The sequence below is a fragment of the Streptomyces sp. NPDC056503 genome, assembly GCF_042794995.1.
In the GTDB taxonomy this organism is placed as follows: Bacteria; Actinomycetota; Actinomycetes; order Streptomycetales; family Streptomycetaceae; genus Streptomyces.
The window spans coordinates 35292-51730 of the sequence record NZ_JBHTST010000048.1; the positions used below are offsets into that span (position 1 = coordinate 35292).

14 protein-coding genes are annotated in these 16439 nt (G+C 72.6%); 10 read left to right on the forward strand and 4 right to left on the reverse strand.

Annotated features, from left to right (window positions below):
- Nucleotides 1-456: 456 nt before the first annotated feature.
- Complete coding sequence (locus ACFQ8C_RS16945; RefSeq protein ID WP_383457667.1) at nt 457-2226, reverse strand: immunity 49 family protein; 1770 nt, start codon at nt 2224-2226, stop codon at nt 457-459.
- Nucleotides 2227-2637: 411 nt separating this feature from the next.
- Here ACFQ8C_RS16945 and ACFQ8C_RS16950 point away from each other — a divergent pair, with 411 nt between their 5' ends.
- Nucleotides 2638-2874 (forward strand): DUF6243 family protein, encoded by a 237-nt coding sequence (locus ACFQ8C_RS16950; RefSeq protein ID WP_383457670.1) that lies wholly within the window; start codon nt 2638-2640, stop codon nt 2872-2874.
- Between the two features lie 306 nt (nt 2875-3180).
- Entirely contained in the window at nt 3181-4179 is a 999-nt protein-coding gene (locus ACFQ8C_RS16955; RefSeq protein WP_383457672.1) for an alcohol dehydrogenase catalytic domain-containing protein, read from the forward strand.
- A gap of 25 nt (nt 4180-4204) precedes the next feature.
- Here ACFQ8C_RS16955 and ACFQ8C_RS16960 read toward each other — a convergent pair whose 3' ends face one another.
- Nucleotides 4205-4933, reverse strand: a complete 729-nt coding sequence (locus tag ACFQ8C_RS16960) for a GntR family transcriptional regulator (RefSeq protein ID WP_383457675.1) — start codon at nt 4931-4933, stop codon at nt 4205-4207.
- A gap of 172 nt (nt 4934-5105) precedes the next feature.
- Here ACFQ8C_RS16960 and ACFQ8C_RS16965 point away from each other — a divergent pair, with 172 nt between their 5' ends.
- The 6 genes from ACFQ8C_RS16965 to ACFQ8C_RS16990 all read left to right on the forward strand — a co-directional run bounded on the left by ACFQ8C_RS16965 (nt 5106) and on the right by ACFQ8C_RS16990 (nt 11659).
- Nucleotides 5106-7172, forward strand: coding sequence for an alkaline phosphatase D family protein (locus ACFQ8C_RS16965; protein WP_383457679.1), 2067 nt, complete (start codon nt 5106-5108; stop codon nt 7170-7172).
- Between the two features lie 191 nt (nt 7173-7363).
- Nucleotides 7364-8269 carry a phosphate/phosphite/phosphonate ABC transporter substrate-binding protein gene (locus ACFQ8C_RS16970; RefSeq protein ID WP_383457682.1) on the forward strand — a complete coding sequence of 302 codons (906 nt, stop codon included), beginning with the start codon at nt 7364-7366 and terminating at the stop codon, nt 8267-8269.
- Complete coding sequence (locus ACFQ8C_RS16975; protein WP_383457684.1) at nt 8269-8982, forward strand: phosphonate ABC transporter ATP-binding protein; 714 nt, start codon at nt 8269-8271, stop codon at nt 8980-8982. The genes ACFQ8C_RS16970 and ACFQ8C_RS16975 overlap by 1 nt, the downstream gene beginning before the upstream one ends.
- Nucleotides 8979-9800 carry a phosphonate ABC transporter, permease protein PhnE gene (phnE, locus tag ACFQ8C_RS16980; protein WP_383457686.1) on the forward strand — a complete coding sequence of 274 codons (822 nt, stop codon included), beginning with the start codon at nt 8979-8981 and terminating at the stop codon, nt 9798-9800. Before ACFQ8C_RS16975 ends, phnE begins: the two co-directional genes overlap by 4 nt.
- A 23-nt stretch (nt 9801-9823) precedes the next feature.
- Nucleotides 9824-10477, forward strand: a complete 654-nt coding sequence (locus ACFQ8C_RS16985; RefSeq protein WP_383457689.1) for a phosphonatase-like hydrolase — start codon at nt 9824-9826, stop codon at nt 10475-10477.
- A 276-nt stretch (nt 10478-10753) separates the two neighbouring features.
- Nucleotides 10754-11659 carry a squalene/phytoene synthase family protein gene (locus ACFQ8C_RS16990; RefSeq protein ID WP_383457692.1) on the forward strand — a complete coding sequence of 302 codons (906 nt, stop codon included), beginning with the start codon at nt 10754-10756 and terminating at the stop codon, nt 11657-11659.
- Nucleotides 11660-11804: 145 nt separating this feature from the next.
- Here the strand turns inward: ACFQ8C_RS16990 and ACFQ8C_RS16995 are convergent, their stop codons facing one another.
- Together ACFQ8C_RS16995 and ACFQ8C_RS17000 are read right to left on the reverse strand one after the other, a co-directional pair.
- On the reverse strand, nt 11805-12281 hold the full coding sequence (locus ACFQ8C_RS16995) for a GNAT family N-acetyltransferase (RefSeq protein ID WP_383457695.1): 477 nt from the start codon (nt 12279-12281) through the stop codon (nt 11805-11807).
- 170 nt (nt 12282-12451) lie between these two features.
- Nucleotides 12452-13339: a LysR family transcriptional regulator gene (locus ACFQ8C_RS17000; protein ID WP_383457698.1), complete on the reverse strand. Its 888-nt coding sequence runs from the start codon at nt 13337-13339 to the stop codon at nt 12452-12454.
- A 139-nt stretch (nt 13340-13478) separates the two neighbouring features.
- Here ACFQ8C_RS17000 and mgrA point away from each other — a divergent pair, with 139 nt between their 5' ends.
- Together mgrA and ACFQ8C_RS17010 are read left to right on the forward strand one after the other, a co-directional pair.
- On the forward strand, nt 13479-14471 hold the full coding sequence (gene mgrA / locus ACFQ8C_RS17005) for an L-glyceraldehyde 3-phosphate reductase (RefSeq protein WP_383457700.1): 993 nt from the start codon (nt 13479-13481) through the stop codon (nt 14469-14471).
- Nucleotides 14472-14695: 224 nt separating this feature from the next.
- A partial coding sequence (locus ACFQ8C_RS17010; RefSeq protein ID WP_383457703.1) for a hypothetical protein occupies nt 14696-16439 on the forward strand: 1744 nt, incomplete at its 3' end.

Consider the following 16439-nt stretch of genomic DNA (forward strand, 5'->3'; position numbering starts at 1 on the left):
CCGGCCCGCCGCCGGGCTGTCCATCGGTCGCGACAGCACCGGGCGGTAGCCACCCGCTACGACAAGCGCCGTTGCCTCTACCTCGTGCGTCTCTCTCGGCACAGCCACCGTGGCAGCTCTCACGATCCGATCCGGGACGTGATCGACGGGAAGGCTCCGCGGCACGGCGCCGGCAAGGTGCCCCTCACGGCCCCTGCCGTTGAGGACCCGCACCCTCACAGCGGCGACCGAACCCCCGTTATACGGGGCGAAGAACGGGATCGATCACTACCAGGCTCTCGTACAGCCGACGGGCACCCCGGACGACACGATCGTCGGCGTCGCCCGACATCTCCTCGCAGATCCGTAGCGCCTCGTCCAGATCCTCCGAGAAGATGCCGAGGACATCGACGACCGCGGTGTGGATCCAATCGGCGTGATGGTCGTCGGCGACCGCCAGGGCGGACGCGACGATCGTCAGGACCGGTCCCGGAAGGGTTCGGCGCTCTGCAGGAGCTCCGGCGGAAGGTAGGGGGACGCGACGCGGATGGCCCAGCCGCGGCGGCGGGCGTGGCAGGCCAGGGCGAGGATGTCCAGGTCGACGGCGGCGTCCGGATCGTCGGCGCGGTCGGCGACCTCGTAGTAGGAGCGGTGGGCTTCGAGCGCGTCGGCCAGGGCCAGGTTGAAGCTCTCCTCGTCGCCCTCGACGAGCTGCGACAGCAGGACGGTCGGCGGCATCGCGAAGCCCCAGTTCTTGGCCGTCTCGGCGTACTGCAGGGCGCGCTGCGCCGCGAGTTCGGGATCGGTGCCCGTCAGGTAGGCGTGGAGCGCCGCGCGGTACGGGCCGAAGGCGGAGCCGTCCGGGCCGGCGAAGACGGGGCCGGTGAGGACCAGCGGGGCGAGGTCCTCGCGTACGCCGGTGATCAGGGCGAAGGCAGTGGCCGTCTGCCAGTTGTGGGCGCCGGCCGTCAGCTTGTTCCCGCCCGGGAAGCGCAGCGCGCGGCCGTCGATCGTCACCTCGGCGTCGGTGCCCGACTCCGCGAGGGCGATGCGGAACAGCGCCGCACCCGCCTGGGAGGCCAGGCGAAGGCTCGTCCTCTGGGCGTCCGTGACGCCGCCGGGGCTCGTGGAACGCCACCGGAAGAGGCGTTCCTGATCGCCCATGACGTATTCGATCCTCCGGATGGAAAGGGCTTCGCCGTCGACCGGTGTGAACGCTGTGCGGAACCTCTCCTCGTACGTCGCCTCCAGCTCCGGGTCCAGGGGGCTCTCGCAAGCGGGCCGCTCCACGACCAGCGGCCCCGTGGCGAGCGCGACGACCGCGTCCTGCCGCCGGTCCCGGCCGAACCCTCCGACTCGCGGGCCACGCGTCTCGAAGCCGGTGACCAGCGCGTGCGGGAGGTAGTCGGTGCGGACGGCCGGCGCCCAGCCCAGCGTGCGGTACGCGAGCGCGGCGAGGGCGAGGGGGACGAGCGGGAGCAGGCTGCTCGGCGAGGCCGCGGGTCCGTTCAGGGCGTTCTCCCTGGCCAGGAGGTCGGCCAGAGCCGTGTCGAAGGCCGCCCGGTCTTCAGCGGCCAGGGCGCGCAGAGCGCGCAGGGCCACGCTGTCCGGCCGGTCCAGCAGGGGCTTGCCGGTCTCCTCGGCGCGGGCCCGGACGCGGTCCAGGGCCGCGTCGACGGCGGCGACCTTGGCCTGCGCGGTCGGCGGGTACTCCTCGTCGTCGCCGGTGTCGTCCATGACCACGGCCGTCAGCCCCGTGGCGAGCTCGCCGCCGGGCGTTCCCCGCACCTCCGCGCCGAACTTGCCGCGGGCGAAGTGGAAGGCCTCACCGTGCCACGTGGCCCTGTCGGCGAGGATCGCCAGGCAGAGCGCGTCGGTCCACTCCCCGGGCGTGACACTCTCTTCGGGGGCGTCCTCACCCGGGTCGTAGCTCATGCCGAAGTTCACGTACGACAGGAAGACGTTGAAGGTGCAGTGCGGGTGGTACGCGGCGTAGGCGACGGCACCGGCCGCGGCCTCGGAGGCGTCCTTGAGGACGGCCGCCGCCTCCGCGGTGTCGAGGTCGGGCTTCTCGACGGAGAGGGCGCCCAGGTAGTCGAGGAACTCGTCGGCGATCGACTGCCACTCGTACGTGGCCATCCGGCCGCCCCTCGACATGGACCGCACCTGTCCCCCGATGCGGTTCGTGAAGTCCTCGCGCGCTGCCGACACGACGGCCTCGCTCACCTGGTGACGCTCTATTCGCACGGTCCCACTCCTTGATCGATCTCGCTCCAGCCTAGGCCGTCTCTTTCGGATCTTGCCGGGCTCGCGGCGTCTGGCACGCACGCTCGCCGCGTTGTCGTCGGTCGCCTATGCTCCGCATGGACTCCCTCCTCCGCCTTGCGAGCGCACGCACCAGACGCCGCTCCCTCACCCGGCCAGATCCGAAAGAAACGGCCTAGGTGCGGGGTCCGACAGACCGACGCCTGCCGTCTCCGGGAGGGCGAAAGCCCGCGGGGGAGGGGCCCACGGAAGCGGGTAACCTCTTTTCCATGTTCTTCCAGACACCGATTCACGAGTGAGAGCGTGACGGGCCCCGCTGACCTCCCTTGACGTCGCCGCCCGTCCCTCACCGACGAATCCGTAGATCACCTCACATCAGCACCGGGAGAACCCGTGACCGACAGCAAGAACATCAACAACCCCGTGGGCCAGGGCGGCGGCCAGCGCAAGAAGCAGTCCCGCGCCGAACGACAGGACAACGGTCCGCATCGCAACCGCGACCGCCAGGGCGCCGCCGACCAGAAGGCGGAGCTGGTGCGCAAGATGCGCGAGAAGACGCGCGCGGCCGGGAACGCGGGGCAGACGGGCGACGACACCGCGCAGACGGGCGACGACACCGCGCAGAGCTGACGCACCGCCGCCACCGGCGGCACCACACGAGGTGGGGCCCGGACCGCTACGCGCGGTCCGGGCCCTTCTGTCGTAGCGCGGGCCTGGTCCGGCCCGCCCCCTTCGCGAGGAGGAGGGGCGGACACCGTCTCGCTCCGGCTCCGCGGGAAAGCGGCGCCCGAGCGAGGACAACTTGTCCATACACCTTCTTGCTGTCGGGGTCGTCGGCATGGCAGGTTGGGGCGTGTGACAGCACTGACACTTCCTGACGATGTCGTCCATGCCCGATGCGCGCGGTGGGAAGGGGTGGGCCGGCCGTTCTCGACCGTGGCCGTCACCACCTCTCGTACGCCCGGGCCCGGTGAGGTTCTCGTACGCGTCGATCTCGCGACGGTGTGCGGCAGCGACCTGCACACCGTCGGCGGCCGGCGGCCGTCGCCGGTGCCCGCCCTGCTCGGTCATGAACAGGTCGGCACCGTGGTCGGTGTGGGCGGGGGAGATCCGCGGTGCGTGGACGGAAGGCCCGTGGTCCCCGGCATGCGGGTCGTGTGGTCGGTCACCGCCGCGTGCGGCTCGTGCGACCGGTGCCGCCGCGGCCTGCCGCAGAAGTGCCGGGAACTGCGGAAGTACGGGCATGAGCCGTGGGACGAGAACGCCCCGCTGACCGGTGGCTTCGCCACCCACTGCGTCCTCCTGCCCGGTACGTCCGTCGTCGCCGTTCCCGACGGGCTTCCCGACGTCGTGGCCGGTCCGGCCTCGTGTGCCACCGCGACCGTCGCCGCCGCCCTGGACGCGGCGGGACCCCTGGAGGGGCGGCGGGTTCTGGTCTCCGGCGTCGGCATGCTCGGTCTGACCGCGGCGGCGATGGCCCGGGAGGCCGGTGCCCACGTCGTCGCGATCGACCCCGAACCGGCGCGGCGGGAGCAGTCGCTGCGGTTCGGGGCCGTGGAGGCGCGGGACGTCGGAGCGGAACCCGAGGAGATCGACGTGGCGCTCGAACTGTCGGGGCGTTCGGAGGGCGTGGCGACCTGCCTGCGCGCCTTGGCCGTGGGCGGCACCCTCGTGCTCGTCGGTTCGGTGTCACCCGGCGAGCCGGTCGCGCTCGACCCCGAGAGCGTGGTCCGCGGCCTGCACACCGTCGTCGGCGTCCACAACTACCGGGCCGAGCACCTTCAGGAGGCGGTGGACTTCCTCGCCGCCCGCCATGACGCCTACCCGTTCGCCGAACTGGTGGGTGGCTCCTACCCGTTGGACGCCCTGGACGAGGCGGTGGCCGCCGCGCGGGGCTCCGTCGAGCCGCGGCAGGCGATCGTCCCCTCCCGGTGACGGGAACCGACGCGGGTACCGCCCGTCACAGCATCGCGGTGCGTGTACTGCGCGTGTTGGTGACCGTGACGGCGGCGACGTCCGGGCGGTAGCGGTCGTCCGACCACTCGATCGGCACCCCGCCGGAGTCGGTGGTCAGGCGCCTCTCCCGCAGGAGCGGGGAGCCTTCGGGGACCTCCAGCAGGCGGGCGTCGGTGGCGTCGGCCGCGACCGCGTCGAAGGTGTGGCGCGCCGAGTGCAGGTCGACGCCCTGCTCGGTGAGGAGCGCGTAGATCGAGCCGGCGTCGAGGTCGGCGTCGAAGAGGGGGCGACCGACGGCCGCCGTGTACGTCATGCGCTCCAGCATGGCCGGGCGGCCGTCGAGGAGGCGCAGGCGCAGAAGCTGGACGACGAGCTCGTCCTGGTCGAGCTGGAGGGCGGCGGAGACCTCCGGTTCGGGCCGGCGCATCGCGATCTCCTGGAGCCGCTGCCCCGGCAGGTGGCCCGTCAGCTCGGCCCGGCGCGTGAAGGAGAGGAACGACTCGAAGGGCTGGGCGGGTACGGCGTCGAGGACGACGGCGCGCTTCCCCTTGCCGCCGCCGATCAGCCCCTCGTCCCGGAGCGCGGCCAGGGCCTGCCGCACGGGGCCGCGGGAGGCGGAGAACTCCTCGCACAGCTGCGCCTCGGAGGGCAGTGCCTCGCCGACGCGGATCTGTCCGTCCCGGATGCGCAGTCGCAGCGTGCTCGAGATCGTCGTGTGCAGCGGTGTCCCCATGAACGTGACCTTACTGGGTGGAGCCTCCCCGCCCTGCTCCCGGCCGAGGCGGGTGAACATCGGGTGACTTGTACATACACCTTGTTGTTTTCGTGTGCGCCCTCTGTCAGCGTTCCCCGCGGACCTCCCCCCACGCACCATCCCGCGTTCCCGCGAGAGGACGAAGATGACCATGAAGGGCTTCGAAAGGCGACGCCTGTTGACGGGCGGCGTCGCCACCGCCCTGTCCGCTTCCGCGCTGGCCGCGGCGGCCCCGACCGCCGCCGCCGCCGCGGAACCGCCGCGCGCCGCGGTCCTGGAGTACACCGACCAGTGGACCAGGGCCACGGGCCTGGCCGAGCTCCTGCGCCGTGCCGGTTTCGCCGTCGTACCCCTGGACCTCACCCGGCCCGCCACCGACCAGCCCGGGCCGGTCGACCTGATCGCCTTCGGGAGCTTCACCAACAACGACCCCCGCTACGCCGCCTACACCACCGCCCACGCCGAGTCCCTGCGCGTCTTCGCCCAGGGCGGCGGCGTCGTCCTGGACCTGGCGCAGTCCGACCAGTACGGCGCCGCGGTGCCCTACCTGCCCGCCGCGCTCGGGGCCGTGCGCACCGACGCCGACTACGACACCATCCATCCCGTCGCCCCGGACCATCCGCTGGTCGCCGGGCTGCGCACCAGCGGCGGACTGCTGTTCACCGGCCGCGCGTCCGGGATCCGGGTCAGCTGGGAGACCGTGAAGGAGTGGCGGTCGATGCGGGTCCTGATGGCCTGTGCCGCCCACGGCTTCCCGCCGGCCCTGCTGGAGGGCGGGTACGGGCGCGGCCGCTTCCTGGTGGGCAGTCTGACCGTGGACAAGTGCTTCGACGGTGCCGGTACGCCGGTCCAGCCGGCCGCTGCCGTGGCCGACAGCGTGGCCTTCTTCGAGGCGCTCGCCCGCTACGTGGCGCTCGTGCGGCAGGGTGCCGCGCCCGTCGTGACGCCGACGCCGATGCCGCCCGAGCCGGCCGCCGGCCCGCTCGTCGGCCACGTGGACTTCGCCTCCGCGCGGGTCTGGGCCCGGCCCGGTCTCGACCCCGCCGTCCACACCCGCTGGGTGTGCGCCTTCCGCGAGGAGGGCGGCGCGGCGCGGTCCGTCGAGACCGCGCTGTCCACGGCCAACGACAACACCCTCCTCTTCGACCTGCGCGGCCTGGATCCGGACACCCGCTACGACCTGAGCATCACGCCCGTCACGGCTTCCCCCGGCTTCACGGCGCTGACGGGATCCTTCACCACCGCACCCGTACCGGGCAGCCCCGCGGTCGTGACCATGGGGCTCGGCTCCTGTGCCCCGTCGACGCCGAACCCGGTGTGGACGCGGATCGCGGACGAGGGCTGCGACAGCTTCGTGCTGCTCGGTGACACCCCCTATGTGGACAGCTCGGACCTGGCCGTCGCCCGGCGCAAGCACCGTACGTTCCTCCAGCAGCCCGAGCTGGCCGAGCTGGTCGCCTCCCGGCCGGTCTGGGCCACCTGGGACGACCACGACTTCGGCGGCAACAACCTGCAGGGGGACGCCCCGGGCAAGCGCAACAACCGCACCGCGTTCGTCGACTACCGCGCCAACGCCGGCTTCGGACACGACGCCGGCGGGACGACGCTCACCACCCGCACGGACGGCCTCGGTGTGTACACCTCCTTCCGCCGCGGCCCGATCGAGGTCTTCCTCCTCGACCCGCGCTGGTTCAGCCGCACCGAACCCAGCTGGGCCGACCCGACGAAGCCGGGCTGCCTGGGACAGGTGCAGTGGGACTGGCTGCGCGAGCGCCTCCTGCGCAGCACCGCGCCCTTCAAGGCGCTGGCCTGCGGCATGATCTGGGACGACAAGCAGAACAGCGAGTCCGACGACTGGGGCACCTACGCCCACGAGAAGGAAGCCCTCCTCGACTTCGTCGCCGAGAACCGCATCCCGGGCTGCTTCCTCGTCGGCGGCGACATCCACGTCTCCCGCGCCCTGGACTACGGGCCGCGCGTCGGCTACGACCTGTGGCAGTTCATCGTCAGCCCCCTGCACGACAGCACGATCCCGAGCCTGAACGTACCCAGCCCCCACCTGGTGCACAGCGCCGTGGAGCCGCACGTCTTCCTGAAGCTCGTCGCCGACACGACCGGCGCGACGCCGACGCTGACCGCGACCTGGATCAACCGCGACGGCCGCCGTCTCTTCGAAGTGCGCCGCACGGCCGCCGAGATGGGTCACCCGCCCGCCTGACCCCTCACCGCACCGTCCGCCGGTCCCCGGCCGGCGGGCTCCAGGTGAACAAACGGTGACTTGTAGATACAAGATCTTGACCCGGGTCGGCCCGGCCTGAGACTTTGCTTCTGGCCGGCCCGGCGAGCTCCCGCCGCATCCCCGCCCTCTCTCCTCCCTCCCCGTACCGATCATCCTCATCGGAGTACACCGTGTCCGTACGCCGCCTCGCCCTCGCCGGCGTCCTCGCTGCCACCCTCACCCTGACGGCCTGCGGGGGAAGCGATTCCTCCGCAGCCGGATCCGCCACCTGCCCCGGCGGGAAGATCCGTTTCGGCGTCGAGCCCTTCGAGGACCCCGCCCGTCTCACCCCCGCCGCCAAGGTGCTCGCCGACGCCCTCGGCGAGAAGCTCGACTGTCCCGTCGAGCTGACCGTCACCGAGGACTACTCGGCCGAGGTCCTCGCCATGCAGAACCGCAGGCTGGACATCGGCATCTTCGGCCCCCTCGGCTACGTCTTCGCCGAGAAGCGCGCGCACGCCGAGGCCGTGGCCTCCTTCGGTGACGCGAACGGCAAGCTGTCCAGCTACACGGCCGGCATCTGGGTCGCCAACGACTCCCCGGTCACCTCGATCGACCAGCTGAAGGGGCGCACCCTCGCCCTCGGTTCCCCCGGTTCCACCTCCGGCGACGCCCTGCCCCGCAAGGCCCTCCTCGACGCCGGCCTGGCCAAGGACGACGTGAAGGTCAGCTACGCGGGCGGTCACCCGGAAGCGTTGCTCGCGCTCAAGAACGGCGCGGTCGACGCCGCCGAGATCAACTCCCAGCAGCTGGCGAGCGCGACCGACGCCGGCACCTTCGACCGCAGGCAGTTCCGGCGGATCTGGTTCTCCGAGCCGATTCCGAACGACCCGATCACCGTCCGGGGCGACCACTCCCCGGAGTTCAAGAAGGCCGTGCGCGAGGCGCTGCTGAACCTTCCGCCGGCCCAGGTCGCCGAGATCGGCGCCCTGCTCGACGTCAGCCCGCCCGGCCCGCTGGTGAAGGTGGACAAGTCCACGTACCAGCCGCTGTTCGACCTCGCCGAGACGCTGAAGCTCACCGAGAAGGACGTCTGATGCTCGACCTGTCCGCCATCACCGTGCGCTACGGCGACCGGCGCGTGCTGCACGGCGTGGACGTCACCGTCGCCGACGGCGAACTCCTCGCCGTCCTCGGCGCCAACGGCTGCGGCAAGTCGACGCTCCTGCGCGCCGCCGCCGGCCTGGAGAAGCCGGAGTCCGGCCGGGTCGCCATCGACGGCAGGCCCGCCGCACCGCTCGACATCGCCATGATCTTCCAGCACATCCACCTGGTCCGCCGCCGCACCGTCCTCGACAACGTGTGCGCGGGAGCCCTCGGCCGGCTGTCGCTGCGCCACTCCCTCGTCCCCGCCCTCTTCCCCCGGGCGCTGCGCGAGGAGGCCATGGCCTGTCTGGACAGGGTCGGCCTGGCCGACCGCGCCCACGACCGGGCGGGCAGCCTCTCCGGAGGACAGCAGCAGCGCGTCGCCGTGGCCAGGGCCCTGTGCCAGCGTCCCCGGGTCCTGCTCGCCGACGAACCGGTCTCCGCGCTCGACCCCGCCGCCTCCGAACAGGTCCTCGCCCTGCTCGCCGAACTCGCCCACGCCGAGGGCCTCGCCGTCCTCGCCGTCCTGCACCAGCCCGCTCTCGCCGCGCGCCACGCCGACCGGGTCGTGGGCCTGCGCGAGGGCCACGTGGTCCTCGACGGGGACCCCCGGCAGGACGTCGACGCCCTGTACCAGCCGACGATCCTGAAGGCCGTGTCATGACCCTCGTCCACGACGAAGTGCGCCGCATCGCCGTACCCCCGAAACCCCGCCGCCCCCGCAGACACGCCGCGCTCACCGCCGTCACGGCGGTGGTGGTGGCCGCGCACGTCATCGCGTGGGACGCCACCGACGTGTCGTTCACCGCCCTGGCCGAGGGCTGGCGCGGCATGGCCGACTTCCTGGCCGAGGCGATCCCTCCCGACCTGTCGTGGGAGGTCCTGGAACCCAGCCTCTCCGGCGCGCTCGTCACCCTGTGGATCGGCTTGCTGGGAACGACGCTCTCCATCCCGTTCTCCCTGGCGCTCGCCCTGCTCGCCGCGCGTGGCACCTCACCGTCCGGCGCCGTCTACCAGGCCGCGAGGTCGGTGCTCTCCTTCCTGCGGGCCGTACCCGACGTGGTCTTCGCCCTGATCTTCGTCACGGCCGTCGGCCTCGGCCCCTTCCCCGGAGTGCTGGCCCTCGTCTGCCACAACGTCGGCGTCATGGGCAAGCTCTGGGCCGAGGCCCTGGAGGACGCCGACCCCGGCCCCTCGCAGGTGCTGCGGTCGGCGGGCGCCGGCCGGATCCAGGTCGCCACGCACGCGCTGCTGCCGACCGTCACCCCGCAGCTCGCGGGCCTGCTGCTGTACCGCTTCGACGTCAACGTCCGCTCCTCACTCGTCCTCGGCCTCGTCGGCGCGGGCGGCATCGGCTTCCTGATCAACCAGTCCATCCGGCTGTTCAAGTTCGACGAGATGCTCACCCACATCCTGGTCGTCGTCGTCCTGATCGTCGCCGTCGACCGCCTCTCCGCCACCGTCCGCAAGCGCCTGTCCTGACCGCCCGTCCCGAAGGAACACCGATGATCAGCCTGGTCGTACTCGACATCGCCGGAACGACGGTGGACGAGAAGAACGCCGTCTACGACGTGCTCGCCGCCGTGGTGGCCGACCACGGAACCCCCGCGGACGACGCCGCCCTGCGCCGCTGGATGGGCGCCGACAAGCGCGAGGCCCTCGCGGCGCTCACCGGCGACCCGGCGGCGGTGGAGGACCTGCACGCCGACTTCGTCGGCCGCCTGCACGACACCTACGCCGCCATCCGCCCCGCACCGCTGCCCGGCGTCCCCGAGGCGCTGGCGGCCCTTCGCGCCGCCGGCGTACGCGTCGCCCTCACCACCGGCTTCGACCGCCAGGTCACCGACCCCCTGCTCGCCGCGCTCCACTGGCGCGTCGGCGACGAACTCGACGCCGTCGTCTGCGCCTCCGAGGTCGCCGCGGGCCGTCCGACCCCGCACATGATCCACCGGGCCATGGAGCTGACAGGCGTGAAGGACCCCGCCGAGGTACTCGCGGCCGGCGACACCGCCCTGGACATCCGCGCCGGCCACGCCGCCCGCGCCGGGATCGTCGCCGGCGTCCTCACCGGCGCCCAGACCCGTGAGGAACTCGCGGCCGAGAACCCCACCCACATCCTCGACGGCGTGGCCGACATCCCGGCACTCCTGCGGCTGTGACGAAGAACCGGACCCCGGCCGGCCCCGAATCGGGCTTCCCGCGGCCCGGTCACCCTCGCCGGACGGCCCGCCCGGCCGTCCGGCCGCGCGGGTCGGCATCGGCTGGACCAGCGTGCGGCCACGTGCGAGAGGACGAGGGCGGCCGTCGACCTCGTTCACCTGCCCCCTGCGACCCCTCGCGCGTCGACGTGGGTCCGGTGGACGAACGGCCGGGGGCCCTCCGGGCTTTCCGCCCGGGAGCCGTAGGCTCACAGCCGACGACGACAGGAGACCGGCATGTGGAAGCGGGCCCTCGACCGGGCCGGGGTGCGGGAGCCGCGGCTGCGGCGGGAGTACACCGAGCAACGGCGGGCGGTACGGAGGTTCGCGGCGGCCGAGTACGCGGCGGCGCGGCTCCTGCTCCCCGCCGCGCTGCTCCCGCACGTCGTGGCCGCCGTCGCGTTCATGCACGACACCGACGACCGGATCGACCGCGGCACGCCGGACGATCGGGCGGCCGCGCTCGCCGAGTGGGACGGCCTCGTGCGCAAGGCCCTCGCCGAAGGCGACTCCGCCCTGCCCGTCCTGCGCTGCCTGGCACACACCGCCGAACACCACCCCGACGTGCGCGCCCACGTGGACGAGTTCCTGCGGGGCTGCGAGCGCGAGGTCGCCTGGCGGACCATCGCCGACGACCGGGAACTGGAGCAGTACGTACGGGAGTACTCGCTTCCCGCGCTGATGCTCACGGCCTGCCTCCTCGCGCCCGAGGACGCGCCCACGCGGACGGCGTTCACCGAAGGCTGCCACCTGCTCATCCGCGCCATGCAGCGCATCGACTTCCTGGAGGACCTGCCCGAGGACGTACGCGCGGGCCGCCCCGGCGTCCCCGTCGACGCGGTGACCCGCCACGGTGCGGACCTCACCCGACCCGGCCCCGCACTCGGCCGACTCGTCGAGGAACAGGCCGGCCGCGCCGCCGCCGACCTCGGGGACGCCAGCCCCCTCCCGACCCTCGTGGTCCCTCCGTACCGCCCCTTCGTCCGCGCCCTCGTCGGCGTCCAGCGCCTCCGCCTCGACGCCGTACGCCGCGCGGGCGCCTCCCTGGCGACCCGCCCCTCGGGCCCCTCGGCCCCGGCGGCCGCCCTTCTGCTGCTGAGAGAGGCCGCGAGACGGATCCGGGACTCCTCTTCCGCGGCGTGAGTCCGGCCTGGCCGCGCTTGCGCCGGCGGGGCCACGAGTCCGGCGCCTGGCGCCGGGTCGTTTCCCGTGTGCCGGGGATTCCTACCACCATGCTCACCACGGCGGTTCCGGCGTCTGCGGGGTCGGTCGCCTCACCGCTTGCCGTTCAGCCCCCGGTTCCGGTGCCGTCGCGGAGTCGAGCGCTCGGACAGAGGTAGAAGAGTTCGGGATCCCCCTCGTCGAGGCCGTGGAGCAGACCGACCGGGTGCCAGCCGACGCGTTGCAGCAGCTGCTGCATGGGGTGGTTGGAGACGTTGGTCGAGGTGAACAGCTTCGCGGTGGTGCACACGGCCTCGGCGGCCGTGAGGAGACGTGCGCCCACACCCCGCCGACGGGCACCGGGGGCGACCATCAGCATGGTCGCGAAGCCCTGCTCGAAGAAGTGGTATTCCAGCACGATGTAACCCAGAGGTCCGGATGAGTCCCGGGCCATGAGGACAGCGCCCTGCTCGCACCAGCGCCGGATGCTGTCCCGACGCGTGGGGTCGCCTGCCGCCGCGACGGAATCGATCTTGGCCAACGCGGCCCAGTCCGATGGGTCCGCGCGGTCCACTCGAAGACCGCTGGGGTTCTCGACGTCCATGGGGTGCATCGTGGCAGCAGGCGAGCGGTCGATGCCCGCCTTTTGGGCTCGGCGGGGTCGGCTACTTCCGAGGCCGCGGAAGTCTTCCCGTCTCGTCGACGAAGCCCGTCCGTTCGGCGCTGCTTCCGGCATCGCGTGAGCGTCCGTTGCGGAGGGGGCCCGGTCGGATATCAGCGGGCGGCGTCCTGTTCCAGCAGCGTCATCAGGGCGCGCGCTGCCGGACTGGTGGCCTGTGCCGCTGGAAGGAGGGCGACCGTCACGTAGACGGCGTCTCCGGTGTCGGCGAGGGGGATGACGTGCAGGGAGTCGCGCTTGTGCCTGAAGTGGCGGGGTACAGCGGCGACACCGAGGTCCTCCTCGACCAGGTCCAGGAGGCTGTGCACGTCGTTCACCTCCAGGCTCACGGTGCGCGCCACGCCTGCGGAGGAGAACGCGGCGTCCGTGGCCCGGCGTGGCCCCCAGCCGGGGTGGAAGTCGACGAAGACCTCGTCGGCGAGGTCCGCGAGCGCGAGCCCCCGCCCTGCCGCGGCGAGCGGGTGCTCGGGGTGGCACAGCAGTGTCATCGGCTCGGCCGCCAGCGGAAGGGAGCGCAGGTGCTCGGAGTCGTCCTGGGCTCGGTAGGCGAAGGCCAGGTCGAGGCGGCCGGCGGCGACGTCCTCGGCCAGGGTGAGCCCGCCCTCCTGCCGGAGCCGTACCTCCACGTCGGGATGGCGTCGCCTGAACGCGGCCAGCAGTCTCGCCACGTGCACTCCGGCGACGCACTGCTCGGTGCCGAGGGAAAGCGTGCCGCGCAGCACGCCCTGCACGGCCGCCACCGCCTCGTGCGCGGCCCGTACCTGCGCCAGGATGCGCTCCGCCTCGACCAGCAGCGCCCGCCCGGCCTCCGTCAGCGTCACCCGTCGGGTGCTGCGTACGAACAACGGGGCCTTCAGCGTCCGCTCCAGGGCACGGATCGACGCCGACAGACCCGACTGGGAGACCATGAGGCGCTCCGCCGCGCGCGTGAAGTGCCGGTCCTCGGCGACGGCGACGAAGTGCTGGAGATGCCGGAGTTCCATGATTCAGAAGCCTACCCACTGAATCCCATCGGATTCTCCTGTTGGATCCATGCCCGCAGGCCAGGGCAGATTGGTCACCGCACGACCAGCCCGGCGCAACCCCGATCGCCGGGTGCCGTCCCCAAGCCCTGGAGCCGCGTTGTACACCGCGAAATCCGACCGATACGACGACATGCCCTACCGGCGCGTCGGGCACAGCGGTCTCAGACTCCCCGCCCTGTCCCTGGGCCTGTGGCACAACTTCGGCCCGGAGCGCCCCGCGGAGACCCAGCGCGCCATCCTGCGCCGCGCCTTCGACCTCGGGATCACCCACTTCGACCTCGCGAACAACTACGGCCCGCCGCCCGGCTCCGCGGAGTCCGCCCTCGGCGCCCTCCTGCGGACCGACTTCGCGCCCTACCGCGACGAACTGGTCGTCTCCACCAAGGCCGGATACCTGATGTGGCCCGGACCGTACGGCGAGTGGGGCTCCCGGAAGTCCCTGCTGTCATCGCTGGACCAGAGCCTGCGCCGTCTCGGCCTCGACTACGTCGACGTCTTCTACTCGCACCGCTTCGACCCGCAGACGCCCCTGGAAGAGACCATGGGCGCCCTGCACTCCGCCGTCCAGCAGGGCAAGGCGCTCTACGTCGGCGTCTCGAACTACTCGGCGGAACAGACCCGTGACGCCGCCCGCATCCTCGGCGAGCTCGGCACACCGCTCACCATCCACCAGCCGCGCTACTCCATGCTCGACCGGCGCCCGGAGGACGAAGGCCTGCTCGACGCCCTCGACGACCTGCGGATCGGCTCCATCGCCTACTCCCCACTGGAGCAGGGCCTGCTCACCGGACGCTATCTGGACGGCATCCCCGAGGACTCGCGGGCGGCGAGCGACAGCCCCTTCCTGAACAGGGACGCCCTCACCACGGAACTGATCACGCGGTTGCGGGCCCTGAACGACATCGCGGCCTCCCGTGGCCAGACCCTGGCCCAGCTCGCACTCGCCTGGGTGCTGCGTGGCGGCCGTGTCACCTCCGCCCTGGTGGGCGCGAGCAGCCCACGACAGCTGGAGGACAGCGTGACCGCTCTGGGCAACCTCGACTTCGACGCCCAGGAACTGGCCCTGGTGGACACACTGACCCGCCTCTGAGCCACGAGACCCACCCCAAGGGCGCTCTCCCGCGCGTGCGGGTCTCCCCGCTTCCGCGGGCGAGGGCACGAAGTTCACCGGCTTCTCCTGGCACCGGAGGACGGGGCCGGACCCCGGGTAGAACTTCGTGCCGGATCCCGTACAACCGGACGCCCTGGTCGGAAGTCCAACAGGCGGTGCGCCCCGCCAGGCGCGCCGCCCGCTCCGGACCAGGGGGAACCCTCATGCCCAGCCGCTCCACCGGACACCGTCTCGGTGCCTCCGTCGCCACCGTCCTCGCCGCGACCCTCGGCGCAGGCGTCCTCGCCGCCCCGTCGGCGGGTGCCGCCGACTCTCCCGCCCCGATCCGGATCGAGCCACAGGCCGCCGTCGTCGCCGCCGGCTCGACGGGCTTCCTCGTCTCGATGAACCGGTACCGCGGGGAGGAGCAGTTCTGGGTGCGGTACGACACCGGGGAACGCACCCCGGTCGAGGAGAACAGGTACGAGTACGTCGGCGAGAACAGTGTCGTCGGGGACACCGCCCTGCTGTGCGCGGGGGGCGTCGCCACCGTGCGGAACATGTCCACGGGTGCCACCGTCCTGACCGCGCCCATGGAGCGCGGCGAGCAGTGCGCCGGGCTCGCGGGCGCCTCGGTCTTCCTCACCTCCTGGGGCCCCACCGGCAAGCTGCGGGTGTACGACGCCGGGCACGGCAGCCGTCCCGTCACCGGTATCCCGGACGGCTCCACGTACATCCGGGTGCGGCAGGGCACCGCCACCCACGCGCTGCTCCGCTACCGGGGGCCCGACGGGGTCGAGCACCGGGGCACGGTCGACCTCGCCACGGCCGCCGTCGCGGAGGACTACGCGGCGCCGCTCACCCGCGAGTGGGGCTTCGAGGCGGCCCTCTCCGACACCCGGATCGCCTGGAGCGAGTACGACCCGGCGACCAAGAAGTCGACCGTGGTCGTGCACACCCGCGGCGCGGCCGAGAAGCAGGTCTTCGAGTCGACTCCGGACGCCCAGGTCGCCTTCCTCGGCGACCGGCTCGTTCACGCCACCTGGGACGGCACCCAGGCGCTCAGCCCGTCGCCGTTCCACGCGCTGAACATCGTGGATCTCACGACCGGCGCCACGACCCGGCTGCTCGACCACGTGCGGGCCGTCGCCGCCACCCCCGAGGGCGACCTGCTGGTCAGCGGCGGGAGGATCGGCACCGGCGACGGCGTCTTCCGCGTGTCGGTGGGCGCGGACTCCACGCCCACCGCCGCGTTCCTCGCCGACGGCGGCTACCCCGCCGAGCTCGCGGAGGTCAGCCCGCCCCGCCTGCCGCCCACGACGGTCGACCTCGACAAGACGTACAGCGTCCCCTTCGAGCAGTTCTTCAACCACAAGGGCGTGAAGTACCGCTACACCCTCAGGCACGAGCGGACCGGCAGGACGTTCACGCTCGTGGAGAACGGCTACGACGGTGCCGGGGACGACGGCTGGTACCCCGACGGCATCCCGATGGGCTGGGGCTGGTGGGGCACCCTCAACGACGGGAACGCCTCCGACCCGAAGGGGTCGATCGCCGCCTTCAACGGCGCGTACACCTGGGAGTCGGTCGCCGAGTCCGGCGGCGGCTTCGGCGCGCCGGTCAAGCGGTCCGGCACCCTCACCGTCACCCGCGCGCAGAAGCCGCACGACTTCGACGACAACGGCTCGCCCGACCTGCTCGCCCGGGACGCCTCCGGGGTGCTGCGGACGCACGACTCCGGGTACATCGGCGGCGGCTGGCAGATCTACGACCGGATCGAGGCCACCGGGAACATCGCCGGCACCGGCTTCGCCGACCTCGTCGCCCGCGACAAGGCGGGCGTCCTGTGGCTGTACCAGGGCGACGGCCGCAACGGCTTCGCGGGCCGCGTCGCCATAGGCGGCGGCTGGCAGACCTACGACCAGATCAGCGGCGGCTCCGACTACACCGGCGACGGCCGCCCCGACC

Coding starts and splice junctions, on each gene's coding strand:
- ACFQ8C_RS16960 (WP_383457675.1), bottom strand. CDS start 4,933: ATGGGGACACCGCTGCACACGACGATCTCGAGCACGCTGCGACTGCGC.
- ACFQ8C_RS16965 (WP_383457679.1), top strand. CDS start 5,106: ATGAAGGGCTTCGAAAGGCGACGCCTGTTGACGGGCGGCGTCGCCACC.
- ACFQ8C_RS16975 (WP_383457684.1), top strand. CDS start 8,269: ATGCTCGACCTGTCCGCCATCACCGTGCGCTACGGCGACCGGCGCGTG.
- phnE (WP_383457686.1), top strand. CDS start 8,979: ATGACCCTCGTCCACGACGAAGTGCGCCGCATCGCCGTACCCCCGAAA.
- ACFQ8C_RS16985 (WP_383457689.1), top strand. CDS start 9,824: ATGATCAGCCTGGTCGTACTCGACATCGCCGGAACGACGGTGGACGAG.
- ACFQ8C_RS16990 (WP_383457692.1), top strand. CDS start 10,754: ATGTGGAAGCGGGCCCTCGACCGGGCCGGGGTGCGGGAGCCGCGGCTG.
- ACFQ8C_RS16995 (WP_383457695.1), bottom strand. CDS start 12,281: ATGGACGTCGAGAACCCCAGCGGTCTTCGAGTGGACCGCGCGGACCCA.
- ACFQ8C_RS17000 (WP_383457698.1), bottom strand. CDS start 13,339: ATGGAACTCCGGCATCTCCAGCACTTCGTCGCCGTCGCCGAGGACCGG.